The organism is Sphingomonas sp. SORGH_AS_0879, assembly GCF_030819175.1.
GTDB lineage: Bacteria > Pseudomonadota > Alphaproteobacteria > Sphingomonadales > Sphingomonadaceae > Sphingomonas.
The window spans coordinates 2,715,452-2,739,620 of record NZ_JAUTBJ010000002.1; the positions used below are offsets into that span (position 1 = coordinate 2,715,452).

General features: G+C 63.4%; 17 protein-coding genes and 2 pseudogenes. 7 read left to right on the forward strand and 12 right to left on the reverse strand.

Annotated features, from left to right (window positions below; all coding sequences use genetic code 11):
* Positions 1–75: 75 nt before the first annotated feature.
* The 8 genes from QE379_RS13310 to QE379_RS13345 all read right to left on the reverse strand — a co-directional run bounded on the left by QE379_RS13310 (position 76) and on the right by QE379_RS13345 (position 8,602).
* Positions 76–1,155, reverse strand: a complete 1,080-nt coding sequence (locus tag QE379_RS13310) for an acyltransferase (protein ID WP_307001130.1) — start codon at positions 1,153–1,155, stop codon at positions 76–78.
* Positions 1,152–2,471, reverse strand: a complete 1,320-nt coding sequence (locus QE379_RS13315; RefSeq protein WP_307001133.1) for a hypothetical protein — start codon at positions 2,469–2,471, stop codon at positions 1,152–1,154. The genes QE379_RS13310 and QE379_RS13315 overlap by 4 nt, the downstream gene beginning before the upstream one ends.
* Positions 2,471–3,787 carry a glycosyltransferase gene (locus tag QE379_RS13320; protein ID WP_307001135.1) on the reverse strand — a complete coding sequence of 439 codons (1,317 nt, stop codon included), beginning with the start codon at positions 3,785–3,787 and terminating at the stop codon, positions 2,471–2,473. The genes QE379_RS13315 and QE379_RS13320 overlap by 1 nt, the downstream gene beginning before the upstream one ends.
* Before the next feature lie 23 nt (positions 3,788–3,810).
* A complete protein-coding gene (locus tag QE379_RS13325; RefSeq protein ID WP_307001138.1) occupies positions 3,811–5,076 on the reverse strand; it encodes a nucleotide sugar dehydrogenase in 1,266 nt (421 codons plus the stop codon).
* Between the two features lie 73 nt (positions 5,077–5,149).
* Complete coding sequence (locus QE379_RS13330; RefSeq protein ID WP_307001140.1) at positions 5,150–6,487, reverse strand: sugar transferase; 1,338 nt, start codon at positions 6,485–6,487, stop codon at positions 5,150–5,152.
* 160 nt (positions 6,488–6,647) lie between these two features.
* Positions 6,648–6,935: a hypothetical protein gene (locus QE379_RS13335; RefSeq protein WP_307001141.1), complete on the reverse strand. Its 288-nt coding sequence runs from the start codon at positions 6,933–6,935 to the stop codon at positions 6,648–6,650.
* 73 nt (positions 6,936–7,008) lie between these two features.
* Complete coding sequence (locus QE379_RS13340; protein WP_307001143.1) at positions 7,009–7,179, reverse strand: hypothetical protein; 171 nt, start codon at positions 7,177–7,179, stop codon at positions 7,009–7,011.
* Positions 7,180–7,279: 100 nt separating this feature from the next.
* Positions 7,280–8,602, reverse strand: coding sequence for an EAL domain-containing protein (locus QE379_RS13345; RefSeq protein ID WP_307001145.1), 1,323 nt, complete (start codon positions 8,600–8,602; stop codon positions 7,280–7,282).
* Positions 8,603–8,755: 153 nt separating this feature from the next.
* Between QE379_RS13345 and QE379_RS13350 the strand changes: the two genes are divergently transcribed.
* The 3 genes from QE379_RS13350 (at position 8,756) to QE379_RS13360 (ending at position 12,016) form a co-directional block, all read left to right on the forward strand.
* Entirely contained in the window at positions 8,756–9,631 is an 876-nt protein-coding gene (locus tag QE379_RS13350) for a site-specific integrase (RefSeq protein WP_307001148.1), read from the forward strand.
* 417 nt (positions 9,632–10,048) lie between these two features.
* Positions 10,049–11,214 (forward strand): IS3 family transposase gene (locus QE379_RS13355; RefSeq protein WP_373461696.1). Its coding sequence is split into 2 segments (ribosomal slippage): positions 10,049–10,310 and positions 10,310–11,214, totalling 1,167 coding nucleotides; the frame shifts between segments, so codons are not numbered across the junction.
* A 70-nt stretch (positions 11,215–11,284) separates the two neighbouring features.
* Positions 11,285–12,016 carry a metallophosphoesterase gene (locus QE379_RS13360; protein ID WP_307001151.1) on the forward strand — a complete coding sequence of 244 codons (732 nt, stop codon included), beginning with the start codon at positions 11,285–11,287 and terminating at the stop codon, positions 12,014–12,016.
* A gap of 376 nt (positions 12,017–12,392) precedes the next feature.
* On the opposite strand, the pseudogene QE379_RS13365 reads toward QE379_RS13360, so the two are convergent.
* Positions 12,393–12,659 (reverse strand): annotated as a pseudogene (locus tag QE379_RS13365) (transposase); the annotation flags it as partial.
* A 47-nt stretch (positions 12,660–12,706) separates the two neighbouring features.
* On the opposite strand from QE379_RS13365, the gene QE379_RS13370 reads away from it, so the two are divergent.
* Positions 12,707–14,350, forward strand: coding sequence for an inorganic phosphate transporter (locus tag QE379_RS13370; RefSeq protein ID WP_307001154.1), 1,644 nt, complete (start codon positions 12,707–12,709; stop codon positions 14,348–14,350).
* Between the two features lie 494 nt (positions 14,351–14,844).
* Here the strand turns inward: QE379_RS13370 and QE379_RS13375 are convergent, their stop codons facing one another.
* On the reverse strand, positions 14,845–16,419 hold the full coding sequence (locus tag QE379_RS13375) for an alkaline phosphatase (RefSeq protein ID WP_307001156.1): 1,575 nt from the start codon (positions 16,417–16,419) through the stop codon (positions 14,845–14,847).
* Positions 16,420–16,689: 270 nt separating this feature from the next.
* Between QE379_RS13375 and QE379_RS13380 the strand changes: the two genes are divergently transcribed.
* The 3 genes and pseudogenes from QE379_RS13380 (at position 16,690) to QE379_RS13390 (ending at position 20,822) form a co-directional block, all read left to right on the forward strand.
* Positions 16,690–19,092, forward strand: coding sequence for a TonB-dependent receptor (locus QE379_RS13380; RefSeq protein ID WP_307001158.1), 2,403 nt, complete (start codon positions 16,690–16,692; stop codon positions 19,090–19,092).
* A gap of 6 nt (positions 19,093–19,098) precedes the next feature.
* Positions 19,099–19,524, forward strand: a pseudogene (locus QE379_RS13385) (recombinase family protein); the annotation flags it as partial.
* Positions 19,524–20,822, forward strand: coding sequence for a glycosyltransferase (locus QE379_RS13390; protein WP_307001160.1), 1,299 nt, complete (start codon positions 19,524–19,526; stop codon positions 20,820–20,822). The pseudogene QE379_RS13385 and the gene QE379_RS13390, both read left to right, overlap by 1 nt.
* Positions 20,823–20,948: 126 nt before the next feature.
* Here the strand turns inward: QE379_RS13390 and QE379_RS13395 are convergent, their stop codons facing one another.
* On the reverse strand, positions 20,949–21,404 hold the full coding sequence (locus tag QE379_RS13395; protein WP_307001161.1) for a phosphatase PAP2 family protein: 456 nt from the start codon (positions 21,402–21,404) through the stop codon (positions 20,949–20,951).
* 43 nt (positions 21,405–21,447) lie between these two features.
* Positions 21,448–24,129: a TonB-dependent receptor gene (locus QE379_RS13400; protein ID WP_307001164.1), complete on the reverse strand. Its 2,682-nt coding sequence runs from the start codon at positions 24,127–24,129 to the stop codon at positions 21,448–21,450.
* Between the last annotated feature and the right edge of the window lie 40 nt (positions 24,130–24,169).

Sequence of the window (24,169 nt, forward strand, 5' to 3'; positions counted from 1 at the left end):
CCGCATCCCAGCGGAAGCGCCGACGCGACAGCGCGAGCAAGGGCGATGATGCGGGGCGATTGCCGCCGCCCGGCATCAAACGGGGTGACTACCATAACGTTTCCTAAGAGGGCCCAGTCGCTGCGTCGTGACCGAATAGGCCAATGTCGAAACGGCTGCAGTGAGGACGAGGGACAGGAGCGCCCGTGGAAAGGGCGCGGGAAGGAAATGCCCCACGACGAAATAGATCGGGAAATGCCAGAGATAGAGTTCGTAGCTGATCCGGCCGAGGTAGCGGACGGTCGGCCACTCGGCGATCCGACGCGCCCATAGCGTTCGCTCAGGAAAGATCAGCCCGCAGAAAGCCACGCCGATCGCGATACTCTGCGGCGTATATTTGAACGCGACCTCATACCAATCGGCCCAGTGGACCAGCGACGCGATCATGGCGGCCGACCCGCCCCACAGCAGCCAATAGGCACGTCGTTCGAAGCACGAGACGCGCAGCACACCGGCATCGAGGAGCAGCGTCAAAAACACGCCCCAGCCGATCGCGTCGATCCGGGTCAGGGTGAAGTTGTAGTTGATGTTGTCGGCCTGCTGCGGTGCCATCCATGAGACGGCCATGCGCAACGCCAGCGCTCCACTCAGTATCGCAGCCAGCAGGATGATCCGGCTTGTCCCCCTTCGCACGAACAGCAACACCGGCGGCAGGAGCAGGTAGAAATGCTCCTCGACCGCCAGGCTCCAGAGCGGCTCCAGCGCGTCATAACCAGCATCCCATCCCAATAGTCGCGCACCGATCTTCTGGACATTGCCGAGATAGGCGAAGGACAGGAGCAGTTGTGACCAGGAAAAACCGGCAGGATCGATCCACACGAGCAGCGGAACGGCGACCACGCCCATCAAAAGCAGCGGCGGCAACAGCCGGATGAGCCGTCGGATATAGAACCGGCCGAGCGCGATCCGACCATGGGTCTTTTCCTCGGCCAACAGCAGGCGCGAGATCAGGAAACCGCTGATGAAGAAGAAGATCGAGACGCCAAATCCGCCCGGAACATTCGGCAGCAGACGGTAATGTGCGACGATGACGATCGCGACGGCGAGCAACCGGAGCCCATCCAGACCGGCGACATAACCGAAGCGCGCCGTCGCGCTGGTGGATACACCGCTCATGCCACACCGCCTTGCCGGGCCGGAGCGATCCAGAAACCGGGGTTCAGCGCCAGCCCGATCAGCAGCCAGAAGGGCGGATAGGCCGCCGGAAAGCTCTGCACCCACGTCATGAACATCATCGCGAGGCAGAGTGGCCGAAACGATATGCCCGACAGGGCGACCGTGCGGAACAGGAGCACCGCGAATGCCAGGCCGACCAGGCCGTACTCCAGGAACAGCACCGGAAAATAGGCCAGCGGCGATCCGTTGAAGCTCAGCGGAACGCTGGTCGCGTAATAACCGGTCAGCCCGAAGAAGGTGTCGAGGTCGTGCCGCGCATAGATCGCCCCCCCCAGCTTGAGGAATGCGCCCGCCCCATAGCCGAGCCCATGCGAGTCCATCATGCCGAGGATGCCGACGGCATTCTGAACGATGCGATAGGACAATGTCGTGTCCAACAAGCCCATTGGGGAGCGCAGCGTCAACAAGATCAGGTCAACGCCACGAATGCCCGTTTCGGGAATGGTACCGATCAGGAACAATGCGGCCAGGACCGTAAGCCCAACGACTAGATAGCGCGGCCACAGGCTCCCCCGCCCCGCCGTGCGCTGGGTGAGATACCATAGTCCGCCCAGCACCATCACCGCAAAGAAGCCCGAGCCGGATTGGGACAGCAGCACGTTCAACAGCGCAAGGCCCACAGGCCAGACCGGCACTACCGCTCCCTCGCGCGACAGCGCCTTGCGCGTTACCAACGTCAGCAACAGCATGAACGCCATGGTAAAGCCGAAATCGGTGGCTTCCGGTGCCAGGCTGGTGGCGCCGCGTCCTCCGAGGATGCCGCTAGCGGTCGGAACCAGCGGGCGCGTGACGGCCAGATAAGCCCCCTTGCTGACAAATCCCAGCAGCGCGAACATGGTCCACAACGGCAAGGTTAACGCCAGCACCCGCCACAACAAGGACGGCGACACATAGGTGGCGGCGACCAGGATCGCCCAGCAGATGACGAAACTGGCCGAGCGGCGGAGATAATAGTCGAGGCCAACCGAGCCGGGTTCGGAAACATAGAGCATGAACCACAAGGCGAAGCACAGCACGAGCAGGTGGAATCCGGTGACGCGCAACGTCGCGGTCAAAAGCCGGTGCACGAGGAACGCCCAGCACAGCAGCGCTGCCCAGGGCTGCACCTGCGATGGCGCGGCGATGGGCCCAAAGACGAGATAGGGCAGGCAGCACAGCACCAGCGCCGCCGCGAGCGTCATCCGCGCCAGCATATCGGGCGCCGCCACCGACATGACCGCACGTCCGTCCCAGGCCGCCCCCATGGCTTGCGACATCAACCCGCGATCCCCGCACCGGACAGGGTCGGCGCTACCGCCGTCACTTCCTGGCGCAGGCTGTCGTAAAATGCCTCTTCGAGCTTGAGGAAATGGGCTTCCCACGTCCAGTGCCTCGCGACGAAGGCGCGCGCGGCGGCCCCCAGCGCCATCGCCTGGTCCGGATCGGACAGCAGCGCGATTACGGCTGCGGCAAAGCCATCGGCATCGTCGGCGATGCGCAGCGTATCGTCCGGCGCCATGATGCCCTCGTTCGCGATCGAGGTGGCCACCGTCGCCTTGGCACAGGCCATATATTCGATCAGCTTGTTCTGCATGCCGCCGGCTGCACGCATCGGATTGATGCAGACCGTTGCCGAACGGATGAAATGCCCCACGTCCTGCACCGTACCGGTGACGGTGATCCCATTGCGACCGTCGAGATCGCGAATGGCCGCGGTCGGATCGCGCCCCTGGATGATCAGCGTGGCGCCAGGAACAGCAGTGCGCACGATCGGCCAGCACTGATCGACGAACCACAGCACCGCCTGAACATTGGGCTGATAGAGCATGGACCCGGAGAAGACGATCCGACCGGCAACCACCTCCGCGGCCATCGCCGGGCGATACCGGGTCAGGTCGGTGCCGTGTGCGCCATAAACCCAATTGTCGATCGGGCGCTGCTTCTGCGCTATACAAACAGCCTCGACCGTGGCGACGTCGGCGGGGCCGATCAGCACCGCTCGATTGAAGCGCTGCCAAATGCGCGCCTCATAGCGTTCGCACAGCGCCGTTTCGATGCGATACAGGAGTCGCTTGATGGCATGACGCTCATTCTCGAATATGCGTCGGGAATTGAGCGACTGCGACAATTGCATCGCCAAGAACGAGACGGGCGCACGCGCATCCTCCGGGCGACCGACACGGGTCAGCGCATGGGGCACCGCATGCGCACTCCGGATATAATAGCAGTAGACGACGTCATACTCGCCCGCCTGCACCCTCGCCTTCACTTCCCGCGTCAGTGAGCGGTTGCGAAACATGGCGACCTGCACCGGCTCGCGGCGGAACAGCCCCTCGATCAGCCCGCGCGCCATCTGACCGATCCCGTGCGAATGAATGCGGACATGGCGGCACGCGCGGTTCAGCCAGTCCCGCTGGACCCGCGAGACCTCGCCATGCTTCGCCAGCGTGTAGAAATCGACCTGATGCCCCCTTGCAGCAAGGAAACTGAGGAGATGCGCGACGGTCAGTTGATCGCCGCGCATCATGGGAAAGGGCAACCGGCTATAGACGACCGCCACGCGCAACGGCCGGTCGCTCGGCAGACAGTCCATGACCTTTGGAAGTGCGTCGACCATCACGGCAGCCGGTTGGTGCTAACATGCTTGCGCGCATTGACCTTCAGGTCGGCGATCAGCCCGACCGTATCGATGGCGAGATCCCAATCCTCTGTTTCCGCGACGTCGCGGGGAACGAACAGGCTGTTGAGCGCAGGGATCTGGCTATAGGCATAGCCCAGATTCTGCCCGATCAGCTTCGCGGGGACCACCACGGGGTCATAGACCGAAAGCTGGTAGCCAGCCTCCAGCAGCTTGCGTGCAAGGTCGACATTGGCGCTCTCGCGCAGATCGTCGCTTTCCGCCTTGAACGACAGCCCGGCGAGCAGAACCTTGCCGCCTGGACGGACATGTTCCTGCACATATTCGAACAGGAAATATTTGTGGCTTTCGTTCGACCGGATGATGGAATCGATCATCGCGGTATGCGATCCGACATCCGCCGCGATATATTGCAGTGCGCGCACATCCTTGGGGAGGCAGGAACCGCCGAACGCGCCGCCGGGTCGGGTATAATAGGGCGAGATGTTCAGCTTGGTGTCCGACACGAAGATTTCGTGGACCTTGCGCGCGCTGATGCCGAGTTTGACGGCGGTGCGACCGACTTCGTTGGCGAAGGTCACCTTGACCGCGTGCCAGGTATTATCGACGAACTTGGTGAATTCGGCTTCCCGGAACCGCGTCACGAACAGGGGCGCGTCGATCCCCTGGTACAACGCCGTCATATTGGCCGAGGGCTTCCCGTCGACGGTACCGATGACGATCTTGGGCGGGTGGAAATAATCCTCGATCGCGGTCGCTTCGCGCAGGAATTCGGGATTGTAGACCAGCTCGACGGCGTCGTTCAGCCGGTCGCCCAGTTCGGCCTCGAAGATGGGGCTGATCAACGTATCGAGCGTTCCGGGGCGGATCGTCGAGCGATACACGACGGTCAGCGGACTCGGGCGGTTCGACGTGACGGCGCTGGCGATCTGGCGGCTGACCTCGCTGATATAGGTCATATTGTGCGATCCGTCGGGGCCGCTCGGCGTACCGACGCAGACGATGGCCATGTCGCATTCGTTGATGACGCCGGCCGCGCTTTGGGAATAGCTGAGAAGGCCGTCTTCCCGCCCCTTGCGGAGCAGTTCATGCAGTCCCGGTTCGGTGATCGGGCATCCGCCCGCATTGAGTTCGGCAACCTTGGCCTCGTTGACCTCGATACCGCTCACCTTGTGGCCATCCCTGGCGAGACAAGCCGTCGCCGTGAGGCCGACATAGCCCAGACCGAAAACAGCAATGTGCATTACAAGAAACCCCTGCTCGTGATTGGCGCGCGAAAGCTTGCCCGGTGCGCCGGGCGGGCGTTGAAGGAGGCGGTCAGAAGACCGATCGGCCGGCTAGAGCCATGACGGTGCGGAAGACGATCTTGATGTCTTTCCCCAGCGACCAGTCGCGAAGATATTCGAGGTCTGCGTCGAGCCGGTTCTGGAGATCCGCGTCGACGAAGGTGGTGCCTCGGAAGCCGCGGACTTGCGCCAGTCCGGTCATGCCGGGTTTGACGGCATGGCGGTGCCAATAAGCGGTGTCGACTTCCCAATAGAGCTTGTCGCCAGCCTTCGCGCCCAGCGCATGAGGCCGGGGTCCGACGATACTCATGTCCCCGCGCAGCACGTCGATCAGCTGCGGCAGTTCGTCGATGCTGGTGGATCGGATGATCCGGCCAATCCGCGTCACGCGATCGTCGCTGCGCCCCTGGGTCAGCCGGCTGCCGGAAAGATCCTGCGTATCGACACGCATGCTGCGAAACTTGTGCATCCGAAACTGTCGGTTACCCCGACCGATGCGCGGCTGACGGAACAACGCCGGGCCGGGACTGTCGAGCCGGATCGCCAGCGCTGTGAACAGCAGGAACGGGGTCAGCAGAAGCAGGCCGGTCCCAGCCACCACGATGTCGAACAGCCGCTTGGTGATGCGGTCGCTGAACGACAGCGGTTCGCCCGCCACCTTCAGCGTCGCCTGTCCATGGAAGCTGCCCGCGCCGATGGGAGCCAGCGACGCGACTTCCTCGACCAGCAGTTCCACCGGGACATTGGCGCCGCGCAATGCAGCCGCCCAGGCGGCGCGACGATCCTGCGGGCAGGAAACGACCAGCCGGTCGGCCCTGCCTGCCAGCGCGCCGAGCCGCTCCAGAACGTCGGGATCATGAACATCGGCGCGCAGACCGTGCCGGACGGCGTCGATCACCAAACCGTCCATCGGGGTGAACGGGCTTGCATCGCCATCGACGAGCAGGATCGTGCGGTGCCGCCCCGATCGTTCACTCCACCAGGCAGACCCTAACATCAGCGCCAGCGCGGTACGCGCCACGCCCAAAGTGCAGGCTAGGCCGGTCAGGGAGGGGAGCAAAGCCGAGGACACGTGGTCGATCGACCGCCCCTCCAGCATTGCGAAGGTCCCCACGGCGCAGAAGGTGATGAGCAGCGCAAGCCACGCCCGCTGCGTGCTACGTACTGCGTCGGCGGCGATCGCGGGCGAATAAGCGGCTCCATAGACCGCGACGGCGAAGTAGATGGCGCCCAGTATCCACAGTAGATGCGGATGGACCGCCCCGCCAATCGTTGCGGACAGGCTGAAAACCGCAAGGAAGGCGATGGCATCCGCCAGGCACAACTTTCCACCCAGAAACACGAAGCGAATGGGCTTGGCGGATAACATGGCGCCGCCCCATCCCGGCGCGTCGACAATCGCCGGTTCCTCTATATAGCCCATTGAACGTTGAGCCGAATTTAGCACGTGCGTTCCCCTCCCCAGAACCGGCGCTACGGATCTGGGCCTACTTCAATGGAAGTGGTCTATGTTCGCCGTTAGGCGCGGATCACGATGCCGGGCTGACCGGCCGATCATCGTCTCCGGCAGCAACCGCGATGATCGCGCCTGTCGCTGCCACACCCCCCAGGGCGGCAAGGAACAGCGTGTTGGTCAGCAGGCCACCGCCCGCCACACCGCTTGCCCCTGCAGCACTGCCTGCCCCCGCCGTGCCAGTCGCCCCGCCCGACTGCGCACCGACCTTGGCACCAACGCGCGCCGCTTTCCTTGCCGTGGGCGGCGCGGCGGCTGCCAGCGAGATGATGGCGGACGCCGCGATCAACGATTTAGTGGCCAATACCAACATACCTATTCCTTTCGATGCGTCTTGGACAAATGGCCACTGTCACCGCAGCCATGGACGTTGTTATTCATGCCAACCAAAATACGACGGCAACCCAGAACGGGACCGACAAAGATACCGCGAAAAGCACTCCACGGAAAAATGACAAGGCATCTTGGAGATCATCACCAATCCGGAACGATTCTTCACCCAAAACTCGATCTTGTTCTATCATGAACCGATGCTTGACATCCGTCATGGCCGCCCCCTTGCATCAACTACTTTCCCATATGACGATGATACGACCTCGGTCGACCGAAGCCATCGCACCGCCCAGCGATCCGGAACCTGCGCGGCCCTCATTGCCCGACCGCAAAACACAGGCTTGCCGGACGGCACCGGCTGGTCGGCCGGTCGAGGACTGCCAGCGAATGACGCCATGTTTGTCGCCAGGGCCGACAATAGGATGGCCGCCCCCAAAAATAGCCCTGCTGCCACAGCGCACCGGCATCCCGGGCAATTCGACTCTGCTCAGGCGTTTCCACGCCTTTCGCCACCACGATGGAACCCAGCGATGCCGCCAGCGCGGAGAGCCGCGCAAAGAGCAACTGGTCGCGTGAAGACGTGCCTGCCCGCCATAGGAAGATGCGATGCACCTTCACGATATTCGGTGCGAAGGCGAGCACCTGAGGGATCGAAGCGTGACCGGCCCCGAAATCGTCCATCACGATCCGGCATCCCAGTCGGCGGAGCTGGTCGACCAACGCAATCGCACGCGAAATGTCTGGCACGGCAGCGGTCTCGGTAATCTCGATCAACAGTCGCCGGGTGACATTCGGTCGGGCGCACAGCCGCGCCATCACATCCGCCCACCAGGGATCGACACATAGGCTCAGCGCGGACAGCTTGACCGCCAGGCTCACCTCGTCCGGCGCCTGCTCCAGATCGGTCAGGACTTGTCGCACCATATGGCGGTCCAACAGACGCACCATCCCGGTCCGTTCGAGCGCCAATATCCAGTCATCGGCCGCAGAAAGTGCACCATCCCGGTCGAGCAGCCGCGCCAATGTCTCGAAATAGGCGACGCGCCCGTCTTCCACGTTAGACACTACTCGCCAGCACAACTGCAAATCGCCATCCGGATCATTGATGCCGGACGGTTCGAGCGTTGCCAGAACGCGCGACGCCAGCGCCATGTCCCTACGATACCGGGCACCCCAATCGCCTTGGCCGGGGGACGCACCGACAAAGGGAAAGCACCATTCTCCGAACTCTGCTCCGTCGCTTGCCAGACGCCAGCGCCCGGACAGCCAGAGATGGACGGGACCAGCGGCGGCTTCGAACGGAACGGTCGGCAAGGTTTCGCACACATCGCCGACCCATGCCTCACAGGCCGATCCATCGGGTTCGGCGCCAAGGGTGGGCAGCGAAAGGAGGCGGATTTCTATCAAATCGGCCGCGACCCGTTCGATCGAACCATCATTTCGCACGACCTGCGCCAGCCGATCGCATACCGCCGACACCACGGCATCAGCCGTCGCGCTGCCATAAGCGGACAAAAGGTGCGGATAATTTCCGATACGGAACTGAAAATGCGCGGCGTAACGATCCGGCTGGATCGGCGAGCATAGCGTGCCACAGGTGGTTGCCGACTGCCTCCCACTTTTTGCACGCAAAGACATCGGCAACCCCCAGCTTGGCAGCGGTCGGGATCGAACCACTGAATCTGTTACCGTATATCCAAAAGTGTATCAGCCGCCCGGGAGAGACGTTATGGTAACGCAATGACTTTAACCTGTTCCTCGGAAAGCAGTCCTGCACAGGGAACGGAGACCATGCCCGCGGCGATCTACAACCACTATGGCCAACGTAAGTATCTCACTTCTCAGGAAATAGATGCGTTCGTCCATACTGCCGGATCATGCAGCACCGACATCAAGACATTCTGTTGCATGATGGCCTTTACCGGCTGCCGCATATCGGAAGCCTTGGCCATGACGAAGGACAGTATCGACTTCGAAGCGAAGCACGTCGTCATCCGTTGCCTGAAGAAACGGGGGAAACGTGTATATCGAGCCGTACCGCTTCCCGCTTCCTATCTGAAAGCCCTAAAGCGTTGGTTTAAAACGCTTGAGGGGACGAATGATCGTCTGTGGCCTTGGTCGCGCATGACCGGATATCGCCGGATCTGCGAAGTCATGAGCGATGCGATGGTCCGGGGAAGCTATGCCAGTCCCAAGGGATTGCGCCACGGCTTTGGCGTGCGGGCGATCCAGGCAAGCGTACCGCTGACGTTGGTTCAGCGGTGGCTGGGACATGCGGACATCAAGACGACAGCCATCTATACCAGCGCTGTCGGTCCGGAGGAGCGGGAAATCGCGTCCCGCATGTGGCGCGAAGAGCGAGTTGCTCCGCCTTCCCCGCCCAGCAACTGCGAAGAGAGGCCCGATGGGTGGCAGGGCCTATTATCCCGCGCACGATCAATGCCGATCGTATTCACTTCAGATACCCCCCCGCAAACGCTTGATCCGACCGTATCTGCCGATACTCCGTCCCATAGTCACAAATGCCGGCACGCTCACAGCGGCGACGCTGAGGTCAATCCTGAGTCAGGTAACCAGGAAAGGTGGCCGAAACGATTAACAGCTTGCCTCCTGATACACTTTTGGATAAAGTGTAACCGATATTATCACTGTCAATCATTTACTTAGCCTCGATCGTTCTTCGTCGGCCTGTAGAATGAACTGACCGACGCTCAGCAACGACCCTACGCGTCCCGGGTTCCATCCATCGGGAAGGAGAACAGACGATTGTGGCGGGGCAGACATGGGCTTGCCCCACATGATCGGGCAGCCATTTGGTCGGTGTGAAGCGTTTTTGTTCGAACGGTTACCCATTCGACCTGGGACACAAGCGACGTGCCTCGTCCAAAGCACGGGTGCTGGGATTCCCATATCGCAGGTTCAGGCATCAGCCATTCGGATGATTGAGGTGGTCCCGCCTTCCTGGACAGGTTCGCGGCGAAGTTAAGCTTAAACCGATGTTGTCATGCCGCGAGTTTGGTGACGTGACCCCCGTTTCTTCATCCAACTGGAAGTAGAGACCGTCTCCTTAAAGGGACGGACGGAATGAAGCGGAAGCAGTTTTCGGAAGAGCAGATCATCGGCATCCTGAAGGAGGCCGAGGCGGGTGCGGTGGTGACGGAGCTGTGCCGCAAGCACGGGATGTCGAGCGCGACTTACTATGCGTGGAAGGCGAAGTTCGGCGGCCTGGAGGTGTCCGACGCAAAGCGCCTGCGGTCGCTCGAAGAGGAGAACGCCCGGCTCAAACGGCTACTGGCGGACACGATGCTGGACAATGCGGGGTTGAAAGACCTGCTGTCAAAAAAGTGGTGACGCCCGCCGCGAAGCGGCAAGCGGTCGCGCATCTCCAGGCGACGCTGGGGATGAGCGAGCGGCGGGCATGCACGGTCGTTGGGGCAGACCGCACGAGCATGCGGTATCGCTCGTGCCGGGCGGATGATGGCGACCTGCGGTCGCGGCTGCGCGAGCTGGCGCAGCAACGCCGACGGTTCGGCTATCGGCGTCTGCACATCCTGCTGCGCCGGGACGGCATCACGATCAACCGCAAGAAGACCCAGCGGCTCTATCGTGAGGAGGGTTTGACGGTCAGGCGCCGGAAGGGACGAAGGCGCGCCACAGGCAGCCGTGCGCCCGCGTCAGTGCTGGCGCTTCCCAACCAGCGCTGGAGTCTGGACTTCGTCCACGACCAGCTCGTGACCGGCCGTCGGTTCCGCGTGCTCAACATCGTCGATGACGTCACGCGCGAATGCCTTCGGGCGGTGGTGGACACGTCGATCTCGGGCCGGCGGGTCGTGCGCGAGCTGGCCGATCTGATCGCCGAGCGTGGCAGGCCGAAGATGATCGTCAGCGACAACGGGACCGAACTGACGTCGAACGCGGTGCTCGCCTGGTCCGGCGATGCCCGCATCGAGTGGCATTACATCGCGCCGGGCAAGCCCACGCAGAACGGGTTCGTCGAGAGCTTTAACGGTCGCATGCGCGACGAGCTGCTCAACGAGACGCTGTTCTTCACCATCGGTCAGGCCCGCTCGATTCTGGCCCGCTGGGTCGACGACTACAACAACGAGCGTCCGCACTCCTCGCTCGGCTACGCCACTCCGGCAGCCTTCGCTGCCGGGCTCGAACAGCAACGGGCGGGGTTAACCCCGCCCGTTGCTTCACCTGCGCTTATGCGCGAAAACCACGGTCGGTCTCTGGTTGCCGCTGGATGAAAGACCGGGGTCACGTCACGGGCTCCACAACTCCCGATCTATGCCGATCGTCCGTCGGGTTACGCTTCATGTGCCTGGCCTAGCCCGCGATACTGATCCCATCAGGGTCGCGCTTCTTGCCGACATTCATTTGGGTAACAGCGGGATGACAGCGACACGGCTGGCCAAGATCGTGGAGCAAGTGGAAGCTACTCGGCCTGACATGATCCTTTTGGCTGGCGACTTTGTAACGGGCCATGATGCGCAGGGTGCGACAGAGCGTGCCGAAGGCCTGACCGTGCCGCTCGCTCGTTTGAGCGCGCCGCTTGGCGTTGTCGCAGTTCTTGGAAATCACGATTATTGGACCGCTGCCTTGACGGTACGCACGGCATTGATGCGGGCCGGCGTCACCGTTCTTGAGAACAAGGCGGTCAGGCTTGGACCTTTCGCCGTCGTCGGGATAGGTGATCGCTTTTCGGGTCACGATGACATCAGGGCTTCTCTTACGCAGATGCGGCGGGCGGGAGGGATGCCAATAATCTTGACCCACTCACCCGATCTGGTTCCTGACTTGCCGAATAACCTGCCGCTTGTGCTCACTGGCCACACCCATTGCGGACAAGTCGTGTTGCCTCTGATTGGACCGCTGGTGATGCATGCGCCCAAGGACCATTGGCGACGGCTCTATAATCCTCGCTATCGGTGCGGGATCGTTCGCGACGGCAAGCGTACAACCATCATTACTGCGGGGGTGGGCTCTGGCACTTCCACCATCCGTATTGGAGCAATGCCGGATTGGTGGCTGATCTCCTTGGCACCATGATCGATCAGCTTCCCGATTGGGAAGGTCGGCCGGCACGATGGCACGCCGACGAGTGCGCTGTGGGCCGCTCAGGTGGCGCGTTTTCCCGAAATATGTTCCCAATTGCCTTTTCCCGAAATGCGCCATCGGACATGGAGTTTTGGGAAAGGCCGGGCCGCCTGAAACCGGGTTGACCGAGCCCGCTCCTGGCGCAGCGGGTCCGGGTTGAGGAGCCGAGGGGTATCGCATCAGCGGGGGCGTCAACCCAATCTGGCGACGACTATGTCTTTTCTAAATTGCGGAAACACGAACTGTAAGCGCTAAAAACAAATGACATTACTCCTCTAGATAGAAACGGCACTGATGGTGCTGTCGGCGCGTCCCCGATGTCATAGCCTTCCGCGCGGATCCGTCTGGCATCGACCGCAAACCCTTCGCCGCCAACCGGCCCCTCGGCCATGCAGCGCGCGACCGTCATCTCGAACAGCCGGCGCAGCAGGTCGCTGTCGGGGAAGCGCCGGTGACGGTTCTTCAAAAAGGTCGATTGGGCGGGCACGTCGCCGTCCAGCCCCAACCCGCAGAGCCAGCGATAGGCCAGGTTCAGATGCACCTCATCGCATCGCCGACGCTGGGACCGGATGCCCATGTAATAGCCGATGATGAGTGACGTGCTGTCACGAAACTGTCGCAGCGGGCGGGGATAGCGCGGTCATGATAGCGCTCACGCCCCCCGCCCTGCCCCCGGGCGAGACGGACACACCCCATCGTCTGGACGGCAACCTGCATCCAGCGGGACGCTGGGTCTTCGCCGCCCTCCTCGCTGGCGGCCTCGCCTACGCCGGTGTCAGTATTCTGACCGACACCCAACAGGTCGGCGAGCAACTCGCGCTCGGTGCCTTCGCCTTCCTCGCGCTGGCGCTCGTCATCGCGTTGGGTTTCGAGTTCGTGAACGGCTTCCACGACACCGCCAACGCAGTGGCGACGGTGATCTATACCAACGCCATGCCCGCCCCGCTGGCGGTCGTCTGGTCCGGGGTCTTCAACTTCCTCGGTGTGATGCTGTCGTCCGGTGCGGTCGCCTACGCGATCGTCACGCTATTGCCGGTGGACCTGGTCCTGCACGTCGGCAGTACCGCTGGCTACGCGATGATCTTTGCGCTGCTTTTCGCCGCGATCGGCTGGAACCTCGCCACCTGGTATGTGGGCCTGCCCAACTCCTCCAGTCACGCGCTGATCGGATCGATCCTCGGCGTGGGGTTCGCCAACCAACTGCTGTCGGGTGGCCCCGGCGGCACGTCGGGCGTCGATTGGGGTCAGGCGCAGAAGGTGCTGGCAGCGCTACTGTTTAGCCCGCTGCTCGGCTTCGTCGCGGCGTTCATCCTGCTGCTCGTCTTGAAGCGGCTCGCGCCCGACCCGGCGCTGTACCGCGAACCGGCTGCAGACCGGCCACCGCCGCGCGGCATCCGTGCGCTACTGATCTTCACCTGCACCGCAGTCAGCTTCGCGCACGGCGGCAACGACGGGCAGAAGGGCATGGGGCTCATCATGCTCATCCTGATCGGTATCGCGCCCACGGCCTATGCGCTGAACCGCACGGTTCCGGAAAGCGCGACGCCGGCCTTCGTCCAGGCATCCGACAACGCGGAACAGGCGTTCCGGCGCCCGGCGCGAGGGACGACGATATCGGTCGATGGCGCTCGCGCCACGCTTACGCAGACACTGCGCGACCGACGCATTGCAGCGCCCACGACCTATGCCGCACTGGCGACGCTGTCCGACGACGTCTCGCAGCGGATCGCGGCCTATGGCTCGCTCGGCAAGGTTCCCGCCGCGGCGACACCCAATTTGCGCAACGACATGTATCTCGTTCTCGACAGCGCCACGCTGGTGAAGAAGGACGAAGGCGCGCGACGCGCCATGAGCGCGGCCGAGGTCGACGCCGTCGGCACCTACGCCGATCGGTTGCAGCAAGGCACGCGGTACATCCCGTTCTGGGTTAAGGTCGCGGTCGCGCTGGCGCTCGGCCTCGGCACGATGGTCGGCTGGCGGCGCATCGTCGTGACCGTCGGCGAGCGCATCGGCAAGACCCACCTGACCTATGGCATGGGCGCCTCTGCGGAACTCGTCGCGGCATCGACTATCCTGCTTGCGGAACGCTTCGGCCTGCCCGTCTCGACCACGCACATCCTGTCGTCGGGCGTCGCCGGAGCGTCGGTCGCAAACGGGGCCGGCCTGCAGACACGAACGGTGCGAAACATGGCTCTGGCTTGGGTTATGACGCTGCCTGCGGCGATGACGCTGTCCGGCTTGCTCTATTGGGGCCTGCTGCGCATGGGCGCGCTGATCAGCGGATAGCCGCATATCCGTGGATCCGGGTCGGCTATCGGCACGGGCTTGGCGCGATGGTTCGCAAGTACCCATTGGCGGGATAGAAGAAGCTTGCTCGCTCAACCAAGCCGCCGGCCGTGGCTCCGCCTCGCCTGCCACCGCCGGGATGGCTGGCCGGTCAAATTCTGGCGATATATTCTCAGGCTGTGAGGCCGCTGAACATCTTGATGCGGCGGCAAAGTTGTATGCGGCTATGAAGATTGGCAAGATGCGTCCGCAGTTGATCGTGACCCTTGGCGCAAGCTAATCGACGCGCTGGCGGTTGCTGTCCTGAGCCTGTTTAATAGCCGTCCTTCGATGCGCCCGCTAAACGTTGGCGGCGACCTTGGGCGGCAGCCCGACGCCGTGGCACCAATCCTGTGCCGATGATGCATCATCAAACGCCGGGATCCAATTAAAGAACCACCCCTTCATCTCACCCGCGACACAACCTACCGGGCCATCAGGCTCCCCCCATTGGCTTACGCCTTGGTCAAACCGGGGCGCCCCGCCTCGACCGAAAAGCGTGCCAGATCGAGGGCCGTCGATCGCGGGTCGCGCGGATTGTCGAGGCCGCGGAAGGTTACGTCGCATCGCGCGGGCGTCAGGTCTATCCGGCCGTAACCGCGTACGAAATTCTCTGCGAAGTGAAAGCCCGGGGTCCGCGCGGCGGTCGATTTGAACAGCGGGTCCTCGTTCAATGAGGTGATCGAGCCGCCGACGAACTCCGAGGCGATTGGCTGCCCGTCCGGACGGGCGGGATCGTGCAGGTTGGAAGCGGCGAAGGCGTGGATGTCGCCGCTCAGCACGATCGGGTTCGGCGTCCCCGCCTGAACCCAGCGACGGAAGATACGGTCACGGGCGGCCGGGAACCCCTCCCAGCGGTCGACCGAGTGAAACGCCGCTCCCTTGTCGGGCTGCTTGGGGTCGATCGTCCGAAAGGGCGTCATCAGCGTCTGCTGGGCCAACAGGTTCCAGCGCGCACGCCGTCCGGTCAATTCGCCGTCCAGCCAATGTTCCTGCCGTTTGCCCAACATGCTGAGCTTCGGGTCGTGGCGCGCGGGACAGTCAGCGACCAGATAGTCATAGTCGCGCCTGCCGTTCGCGTCCGGCGCGGGCTGGCATGGGCGGTCGTCGCGATACTGCCGGTCATCCAGCAGGGCGATGCGCGCCAAGCGCCCCCAGTCGAGACGACGATACAGCCGCGCCCAAGGGCCATCGGGGCGCGAGGCGCGTCGCAGCGGCATGAATTCCCAATAGGCCTGATAGGCCGCCTCCCGGCGGGCAAGGAATGTCGCCGGATCGCCATAGCGCTGGTCCCAGCGACCGGCATAGTCGTTGGCAACCTCGTGATCGTCCCAGATCGACATCCAGGGCGCGGCGGCATGCGCTGCCTGGAGCAGCGGGTCGAGCCTGTAGCTGGCATAGCGCGCCCGGTAGCCGGGCAGGTCGAACGGCTCGGGATTGACGTGCGGGCGCAAGGCCTTGGGGTTCGGCGCCCCCTCGTAGATATAATCGCCCAGAAACAGGATCAGGTCGGGATCGTCCGCCACCGCATGGGTCCACGCGGCGTAATGGCCGACCTCGTATTTCTGGCAGGATCCGAAGCAGATGCGCATCCGATCGACGGCGGCGTCCGGGGCGGGTGCGGTACGCGTGCGGCCGACCGCACTGACCTGGCCCAGTGCCTGGAAGCGATAATAATAGTCGCGGCCCGGACGCAGGCCACCGACCTCGACATGAAGGCTATGCCCGTCCTCGGGTCCGCTCCGTACCTCGCCTGCGCGCACGATGCGGCGGAAGTGCGCATCCTCGGCCACTTCCCAGCGCGCCGGCACCCGTGCGCGGCCCATGCCGCCCAGCGGATCGAGGGGCTGCGGGGCGAGGCGGGTCCACAGTACGACCCCATCTGGCCGGGGCTCTCCCGATGCCACGCCGAACGAGAAGATCGCCTCCGCCGGCCCGCGCATCAGCGCCATGCTGCCGGGGGCGATGACGAAGGGCGCGACCACGAGGGGCGCCCCGATGATCTGTCGACGCGTGACGCGAGATGCCATGGAACTGCAACCCCCGAACGAAGAATGGCGACCGCATAGGTCCGATTTCGACGCCCCGCCAGAAGCTTTCGTCGCGTTGCGCTGCGCAAGTTGGGAAATCTCGGCGATCCGGCGGTAGTGTCATGAAACCGACCGGGTAAATGTCATGAAAGTGACTTTGCCCCTGCTTATCGCCGCCGGAATTGCGAGCAGATCATCTGCCCGGGGGGATCGTAAATGATATCGAACACTTTGCGCGGCCGCGGCCGCACAAGCCGGATGGTTGCGTCCATGCTGCTGACGGGTGGAGCCTTCTGGGCTTTGCCGCTTCATGCGCAGGTCGCCGCCGCAGCCGATACTGCCGCCGCCCAAACCGGCGAGCAGGCCGATGCCCAGGCGACGGAGACTGGCCAAAGCGATGTCGTCGTCGTCGCGCGCCGTCGGGACGAGCATGTCCAGTCGGTGCCGATTCCGGTGACCGTCATCACACCGCAGGAACTGGCGCGGCAAAATCTGGTCAACTTCACCAATTTCCAGACCAAGTTTCCGTCCTTCTCGGTCTATCTGACCAACCCGAAGCAGCTGAACCTCGGCGTTCGCGGCATCGGCAACAACGGTTTCAACACCGATGGCATCGATGCCTCGGTCGGTGTGTTCGTCGATGGCGTCTACAATGCCCGGCTGGGCATGGTGTCCAACGACTTCAACGACATCGCCGATGTCGAGTTGCTGCGAGGGCCGCAGGGGACGTTGTTCGGCAAGAACACCACGGCGGGCGCGGTCCTGATCAACACGCTCAAGCCCAGCTACCAGTTCGGTGCCGCGACCGAATTCACCATCGGCAACCAGGGCTTCCGCCAGATCAAGGGCAGCGTGACGGGCCCCTTGGTCGACGGCAAGCTGGCGCTGCGCATCTCGGCCTTTGCCAGTGGGACCGATGGCTATTACCACAACATCTACAATGGTGGCTGGCAGAATGCTCGGGCTGGCGAGGGCGTGCGCGCGCAGGTGCTCGCGAACCCGACCGAGGATTGGACGATCCGCCTGATCGGCACCCATGCGACCCAGGATTTCCCATCCATGGGGCCGATCACGCTCGGCATATACAACCCTGCGGCATTACAGGCGCGCATGGCGGCGGGGGGCTATACGCTGCTCGTCAGTTCCAAGGAAAAGCGGGAGATGAATATCGATTCCCCGCTCAACGCCCAGACCAGGACCGACGCACTCAGCCTGCAACAGGATCTGGACCTTCACGCGCTGGGCACGATTACGTCGATCGGCGCGTGGAGCCGCTGGTCCTGCTTCACCAACAACGACAACGACTATACGCAGTTGGATGCGATCCGCGACTATGGCTCGTGCAACCGGGTGCAGCAATGGTCGCAGGAAGTGCGCTGGGCCTCGACCACCGGCCATCCGCTGGAGGGGCTGATCGGCGGCTTCTTCTCGCGCCAGCAATTGGACGTGGATTCGCGCATCCGGTTCGGGTCGCAATATCATCTCTGGGCCGGCAATCCGAACGCGACGCTGTTCGGGACCAACTCCGCCAACGGCCTGATGTGGGGCAAGGGCGGATGGGCCACGGCGCTGACCGGGGCCGGGTTCGACAGCCATGCGGTGTTCAATACGAAGACCAGCGCGGTGTTCGGCCATGCGACCTGGCATCCCGATGACGCGCGCCGCCTGGCCTTCGACCTGGGCCTGCGCCAGACCTGGGAGCGAAAGCGGATGCGCTATGACGGCGTCATCGCCAATCGTGGCGGCCTGAACACGGACCAGCTTCTCGCCCTGTCGCCCAGCGGCGCGAACGCCCAGCTCGGCTCGGCGGCCGACGCCATCACCGACACGTCGCTGTCGGGCGAGGTCGGCGTCAACTTCAAGCCGGTGCCGACCGTCATGTTCTACGTCACCGCCGCGCGCGGCTACAAGTCCAAGGGGTTCAACCTCCTCCCCTATAATGCGACCAACCCCGACAAGGGCATCGCCACCGCGATCGCGCTGGGCGCGGGCCAGCATATCAACGGCGAACAGGCTGACAATATCGAGGCGGGGATCAAGACCGAGTGGTTCGATCGCCGGCTGATCTTCAACCTGACGGCCTTCCATACCTATGTGAAGAACTATCAGGCGAACCAGTCGATCGGCGTCGGCAACACCGCGACCAAGTTCCTGGCCAATGTCGGTGCACTGGTGTCCGAGGGTGTCGAGGGCGAAGGTGAAGCGTTTATGGGCCCGCTGCATCTGAAGGGCTTTCTGGCCTACAATCGCGCAGTCTACGCTTCTTTCGCCAATTCGGTCTGCCCGGCGCAGTCGAGCGCGACGACGTGTGACCTGACCGGGCGCCAGGTGGCCTGGGCACCTAAATGGACCGCCAACTTGACGGCCGACTATACCCATCGGGTCTCCGACCGCACGGCCGTCTATGGTCTGGTCGACGTCAATTGGCGGACGCGACAGAACACGACGATCACGCTCGACCCGGCGGCGGAAATTCCCGGCTACGCGTTGACCTCCGCTCGGGTTGGCCTGTTGCTGGACGACAAGCGGCTGGACGTTCAGCTCTGGGTCGAGAACCTGCTCGACAAGGCCTATTATGTGAACCTGCTCGGCGTGACCAAGTCGACGGGCATTTTGCAGGGCTATCCCGGTGCGCCGCGAACCTTCGGTGTGACGATCCGCGGACGACTCTGAGATGCTGGAGACACGTTCTGCGTCGTGCGCCTCGATCGGCTCGGCCGTTCGCTGAAGGAACTGCTGGAGACGAGCGACATGTTCAAGGCCCGCGGTCTGGCGTTCCGATCGCTGGAGGTGCGCCTGGATACGTTGTCGGCCGCTGGCGAGTTGGTGTTCCACGTCTTCGGTGCCATCGCGCATTTTGAACGCCGGCTGATCTTGGAGCGCACGCGCGAAGGCATCGCCGCTGCCTGCGCAGGCGGCGAGGTGCCGGGACGGCCGACGCTGGATACCGACAAACTCGCCTCCGCCCTGAAACTGGTCGAAGCGGCTGTCCGTCCCGCGCAGGCTGCGAAGCAACTCGGGCTTGGACGATCAACCCTCTATCGGGAACTGGCGCTTCTACTGGATACGATGCCGGTTACGCCTGCGCTGGAGGAAATGTCCTGATGGCTCGCGTTGTTCTGGTCACGATCGGCTCACTCGGAGACCTGCACCCGTTCATAGCGATCGGTCGAGCTTTGATCGCGCAGGGTCACCGCGTCCTTTTGGCGGTGCCCGAAGACGGCGTCGCCAAGGTCCGTGCCGCCGGCCTCGATGCCGCGCCGATCCTGCCAGGCTACGCCGACATCTGCGCACGTCTGGGCATGAGTCCGGAAGAGGCGGCGGGCAGGGTTCTCGAAGACACGAATTTCGTCGTCGACCAGATCCTCATCCCGTCTCTTCGATCGAGCACGGCAGCGCTGGACGAATTATCGGCGGATGCCGACGTGATCGCCGGTTCGGTCTTCGCGCTTGCCTCCGAGATTGTCGCGGAAAAGCGTAGCCTGCCTCTGGCGTCTGTCGTGCTTCAACCCATGACGTTGTTCTCGGCGTGGCAGCCTCCCGTGGCGCCACGGTTCGAGATCATGCGGCATCGGCCGCGCACCGCCATCGGTCGGGGCTGGAACCGGACATTCTACGCCCTCGCGCGCATCGCCCTGCGTCGGCGTCACGCCCGGCAGATCGATGATGTCCGTGCCGCACACGGTCTTCCTCCCAGCCAAGGTGCCCCCATGCTGGATCATGGGCCGGTCACAGCTGCTTTCATATGCTGCTGGTCGCAGGCGTTGGGCAAGCTTCCACCTGATGCCCCCCGTCACGCGATCCTGACGGGCTTTCCCTTCTTCGACAGCGAGAGCGGCGCCGATGACGAACTGGCCGTCGAAATTCAAACCTTCCTCGACGATGGTCCTCCGCCGCTCGTCTTCACCCTGGGATCGTTCGCGGTCGCTTCGGCCGGCCGGTTCTATGATGAGGCGGCTGCGCTCAGCCGTGCCCTCGGCAGACGAGCGGTGCTGCTGACCGGGCAACCGGGACCACCGCGTCGCGATGGCGACTGCCTCATCATGAATTATGCGCCACACTCGGCTGTTTTCCCCCGTGCATCTGCCATCGTTCATCATGGCGGCATCGGGACGACTGGACAGGCATTGCGTGCGGGACGCCCACAGATCGCCGTTCCCCACTTCGGCGATCAATTCGACAATGCTGCACGATTAAAGGGGGGTGATGTGGGTGCCACGATCCATCGCGACAGGTTCAAAGTCGGACAAGCCACAAACATCGTGTCGCACATATTGACTGATCCGGCGATAGCGGATGCAGCACGCCGGGCGGCAACGATCATTGCCAGAGAAGACGGCGCGGCAGAAGCCGCACGACACATCGCCGGCTTGGCGCTGACATCGCCACGGGCAATCCGCTGACATCGACTTCGAAAACTGACATTCGGTGAAATGAGCGCCAATCACCTTCCCAAATACCATCCTTGTGAAGAACGGGCCGGCCTTCCCGTCGGCCGTTTCCAAACAGGAAGCGTTCGCCCTCCCCCTTCACTCCGGTTCGCGAGCGAGTTCCTGGCGCGCGATGTCGAGATCGTGGCGGAAGGCCGCGTCACCATGTAATCGCGCAATTACAGCGGCGGCGGCCTGCCGGCCTGCCGCGACCGCGCTGGCATTGTGCGCGCCGCAGATCACGCGGCTGTCGCCATAGTCGCGGGCCTGCGCCAGCAAGGCCGTGGCCCGCGTGGGGATCAGTTCGGCCAGGATGAGCGAAACCGAGGTGCCCCAACCCGTATGCCCCGAGAGATGGTCGAAGCTGGGTTCCAGCGCCGCACGCGGCTGGCACACCGGATCATCATCGACCAGGAAAGGACGCCGCCGGGCATAGACCGGCTTCACCGTATTGACTGCCGCGGCGACGTCTCCGCGCATCTTTGCGAGCAGCTTCGCCAGCGCGGGCGTTGCCGCGGCCGACAGGGTGCGGCCGGCCGCCGGGCTTGCCAGCAACAGGGTTGATGCAACAAGATCGGCAGCAGGAAGGCCCGTCGCATCAGTATCGCACCAGCGCGCCGATATAGAAGGCGCGGCCGTTCTCGATCTCTTCCCGCAACAAGCCGAAATTCGGGCCGAACATGCGTTGCGGGCGGAAGTCGGTCAGGTTCTTGCCCTGCGCGACGATCGTCCAGTGACGGCTGAGCGTCAGGCGGAGCTGCGCGTCGAACAGGTCGCTGGCGGCATAGCGCCGGTCGCCGAGCGGATCGGTCGTCGATACCGAATAGAGGATCGGCGACAGATGGTTCCACGCCCCCTGTATCGTGATTGGCCCGGCGGTGTAGAACAGCTTGACGTTGGCGACCGTGTTCGCGCTTTCGAACAAGCCGGACAGGCGGCGGCGGGTCACATTGTCGGACAATGTCACCTGCGGCGGTGTCGTGTCGAGCAGCGTGACATTGGCCGACGCGCCCAGTCCCGCCAGCGGACCCGGCAGGAACGGCATCCGCGCCACGACCGCGTTCAGTTCGATACCCTGCACCTTGGCGCTGCTGGCATTGACCGGGCGAATGCGGGTGACGAGTTGCTGCGTGCCGTCGAACAGCTCGGTCGCCTGGTTGCGGACGGTGATGATCTCATCCTTGATGTCCTTGCGGTACAGCGCGGCGGAGAACAGTACGTCGCGATTGACGTAATATTCCAGGCTCAGGTCGTAATTGTCCGAGCGGCGCGGCTTCAGGTCGGGATTGCCCGAGGTGATGCTGATCGCACCGGTCGAGCTGTTGACGTTGACGCTCTCGCGCGCGGCGAGGTCGTCGTAATTGGGGCGGCCGAGCGTCCGGCTATAGGCGGCGCGGAACCGCAGCCGGTCGGTCAGGTCCCAGTCGAACTGCGCGGAGGGCAGCCAGTCCTGATAATGCTGACCCTGCTGTCCCCAGCTATAGGTCGCACCGCGCAGGCGATAGGAGCCAGTGGTCAGCGTCGTATCCTCGAACCGCACGCCCGCCGTGAGCCGCGCCGTGTCGAGCGCGTAGCGCGCCATCAGATAGCCCGCGACGATATTCTCCGTTAGGTTGTAATCGGATTGCAGGCTGTTGCCCGTATTGGCCGAATTGGCGGTGAAGCCGCTGCGATTGGCCGTGAAAAAGGATCGCGCCGCGCCCGGATCGACGAACAGCATCGTCTGTCCGCCGCCATTGTACGGCCTATAGGTCTCGGGCGCGATCACCCCCGAAAGCAGATAGTTGGAGGTGGCGTTGGTCCGGTAATTGTCGAGCACATAGTCGTAGCGGCGGTCGAGGAAGCGCGCGAAAGCGCCCGTCCCGATCCCGAAGCCGCGATCCTCCGCCGCGAGGTTGAAGCCCAGATTGGCGCGGGCGGTCAGCGCATTCTCGCGCTGGTCCTCGGCGGTCGTGCCATATTCGAACTGCTTGTAGTTGGCGGCATTCGCGACATAGGCCGGATCGGTGAAGTTGAACTGCGCGAACTGGCCCGGCGTTATCGTATAGCCATAGGCCAGGCTGTTGGTGTTCGCGACGCGATAGGTCGCGAGGCGAGCGTCCTGGCTATAGGTCGCCACCGCGTAGTTGACGCCGAAATCGGCAAGGATGCGGTCGCCCGGCGTCAGTTCGCCGTGGAAATCGGCATAGCGCATCCGGCGGGTCTGGTAATATTGGACCAGATCGACCTGCGCATTGGCGTTGGCGACATTGCCGCCGGTCGCGATGACGCCGCTGAAATTGGTGTAGCGATTGGTCGCGCTCGTCACCGCCGTGTTCGCAGCGACCAGGTTGGACTGGCGTTCCTCGTCATTGGTATGACGGAAATCGGCCAGCGTCACCGCCGCCTTGAACATTTGATGATCGTCGAACTCCAGCTTGCCGAACATGCCATAGCGCTGACGGATATTGTCGTAATGCAGCCAGCGACGGCGATCCGGCGCGACAAAGGCGCTGGATACGTCGTTAGCGGGCGAGGTCAGCCGCGTGCCGGTGGACGGATCGAAGTATAGATAATTGTCGCTGGCCGAATTCACCGAGGCGGAGTCGCGCCGGAAGAAACTGCCCGCCACGACGACACCGAATTTGCGATCCGGCCCGAAGGTCGTCGAGGCGACCAGCTCCGCCTGGCCCGAGGGGCCGGCCTTGCCGCGCGTCCGCTCGAAATCCCATTTGCCGATGTCGAAGCGCCCGCCGACAAAGGGCTTGCCGCCGCCATCGAAGGCGCTGCGGGTGCGCAGATTGGCGATGCCGCCGATCGCGTTGCCGTTCATCGCGGCATTGACCGATTTATAGACCTCCACCCGCGACGCGAGCGACGAGGGGATCACGTCGAGCGAGACGTTGCGCCGCCCGACCTCGTTGGCGGGCAGCGACACGCCGTCGATCTGGACGAGGTTATAGTCGGCGTTGAGGCCGCGGATCGACAGAAATTGCGCCTCGCCACGCGCATTGTTCTGGATGGTCGAGACGCCGGGCACGCGGGTCAGCGCCTCGCCCAGCCCGAAATCGGGCAGTGTGCCGATCTCGTCCGAACTGATGCTGTCGGAGATCACGGCAATCCCGCGCTTCGCCTCGATCTCGCGCACCGCCTGAAGCCGGGCGCCCGTCACGATGATCTCGTCATTTGCATCCTGAGGGTCGGACGGCGTGGTGGTCGGTGCGGTCGTCTGGGCCTGGATCGGCGCGGCCAACGCGGACGAGAGCAACAGCAGGCTGCGCAAGGCCAGTGACGTCTTCATGATATTCCCCTCTTTCCCCGAATAGGTCGATCGCCTATTA

Bases quoted from the DNA above. Each gene is read 5' to 3' on its own strand.
- QE379_RS13310 (WP_307001130.1), bottom strand. From the start codon at position 1,155: ATGAGCGGTGTATCCACCAGCGCGACGGCGCGCTTCGGTTATGTCGCC.
- QE379_RS13315 (WP_307001133.1), bottom strand. From the start codon at position 2,471: ATGTCGCAAGCCATGGGGGCGGCCTGGGACGGACGTGCGGTCATGTCG.
- QE379_RS13320 (WP_307001135.1), bottom strand. From the start codon at position 3,787: ATGGACTGTCTGCCGAGCGACCGGCCGTTGCGCGTGGCGGTCGTCTAT.
- QE379_RS13325 (WP_307001138.1), bottom strand. From the start codon at position 5,076: ATGCACATTGCTGTTTTCGGTCTGGGCTATGTCGGCCTCACGGCGACG.
- QE379_RS13330 (WP_307001140.1), bottom strand. From the start codon at position 6,487: ATGTTATCCGCCAAGCCCATTCGCTTCGTGTTTCTGGGTGGAAAGTTG.
- QE379_RS13340 (WP_307001143.1), bottom strand. From the start codon at position 7,179: ATGACGGATGTCAAGCATCGGTTCATGATAGAACAAGATCGAGTTTTG.
- QE379_RS13345 (WP_307001145.1), bottom strand. From the start codon at position 8,602: ATGTCTTTGCGTGCAAAAAGTGGGAGGCAGTCGGCAACCACCTGTGGC.
- QE379_RS13350 (WP_307001148.1), top strand. From the start codon at position 8,756: ATGCCCGCGGCGATCTACAACCACTATGGCCAACGTAAGTATCTCACT.
- QE379_RS13370 (WP_307001154.1), top strand. From the start codon at position 12,707: ATGATAGCGCTCACGCCCCCCGCCCTGCCCCCGGGCGAGACGGACACA.
- QE379_RS13375 (WP_307001156.1), bottom strand. From the start codon at position 16,419: ATGGCATCTCGCGTCACGCGTCGACAGATCATCGGGGCGCCCCTCGTG.
- QE379_RS13380 (WP_307001158.1), top strand. From the start codon at position 16,690: ATGCTGCTGACGGGTGGAGCCTTCTGGGCTTTGCCGCTTCATGCGCAG.
- QE379_RS13390 (WP_307001160.1), top strand. From the start codon at position 19,524: ATGGCTCGCGTTGTTCTGGTCACGATCGGCTCACTCGGAGACCTGCAC.
- QE379_RS13400 (WP_307001164.1), bottom strand. From the start codon at position 24,129: ATGAAGACGTCACTGGCCTTGCGCAGCCTGCTGTTGCTCTCGTCCGCG.